At 70.0% G+C, this 889-nt stretch carries 1 protein-coding gene and 2 pseudogenes; 1 reads left to right on the top strand and 2 read right to left on the bottom strand.

All coding sequences use genetic code 11. The features are described 5' to 3' along the window. Positions 1 to 76: pseudogene (locus A9X05_RS31960) on the top strand (hypothetical protein); the annotation flags it as partial. Here A9X05_RS31960 and A9X05_RS30890 read toward each other — a convergent pair. Then, positions 77 to 217 (bottom strand): annotated as a pseudogene (locus tag A9X05_RS30890) (alpha/beta hydrolase); the annotation flags it as partial. 17 nt (positions 218 to 234) lie between these two features. Beyond that, positions 235 to 889 (bottom strand): metal-dependent hydrolase (locus A9X05_RS06345; RefSeq protein WP_067778544.1); only part of this gene is annotated, 655 nt, incomplete at its 5' end.

Below are 889 nucleotides of genomic sequence, written 5' to 3'. Positions count from 1 at the left end.
GGGCTTCATCAGCCAGGAGGCCATGCACTCCCAGGCTCATTCCGGGGTGCTGGATCACTTCGCGGCCAAGGGCGTCGGCGACGCCGTCCCACACGTGGTGGTTGTCGGGGTAGCCATGGATCGCCAGAATCGTCGGGCGCCCCGGGTCGATCGGCGAGTGGGCGTGGACGGCCAGCGACACGCCGTCGGACGCGATCACGGTGTTGGACTGAGTCATTCGTGTGCCCCCGACGTTCAGTGCGCCGCGCGGGCCGCGGGCGAGCGGGCCAGGTAGTCGACCGCGCGGCCCACCCCGCCGAGCTTGGACGGGTGGAAACTCGGCGTGTAATAGGCGCCGATGACCCGCAGGAACTGGAACGGCCCGGGCACCAGGCCGCGGCGCGCCGCGCTGAAGTAGTCGCGCCAGCGGGGTTTGGTGCCCGGCGGCAGGTACGGGTCGACCGAGTACATGAACCGCACGCCGCGGACGAACAGCCACAGCAGCGCCGGCGTGATCAGCAGCTGGGTGCGCACCTGGCGCCAGTAGCCGCCGCGCAGGTGCTTCATGGTGTCGAACGCGACCGCCTTGTGTTCGACCTCTTCGGCCCCGTGCCAGCGCAGCAGGTCGAGCATCACCGGGTCGGTGCCGAAGGCGTCGTGCTGCGGGGTGTCCAGGATCCACTCGCCCAGGATGGCGGTGTAGTGCTCGAGCGCGGCCACCATCGACACCCGCTCGAGCAGCCAGCTCTGCCGTCGCCGCCAACCCCACCCGGGCCGGTCCCCGATGAGCTGGGAGAAGAGCCAGGCCATCTGGTCGGTGAACGGCGTGACGTCGACGCCCTTGGCCGCGAAGTGATCCAGCACCCCGGAATGAGCCTGGGAGTGCATGGCCTCCTGGCTGATGAAGCCC

It is taken from the genome of Mycobacterium sp. E3298, assembly GCF_001666895.1.
Classification (GTDB): domain Bacteria; phylum Actinomycetota; class Actinomycetes; order Mycobacteriales; family Mycobacteriaceae; genus Mycobacterium.
The sequence above is the reverse complement of the archived record's forward strand: the minus strand, read 5'-3'. Positions and strand labels throughout refer to the sequence as shown.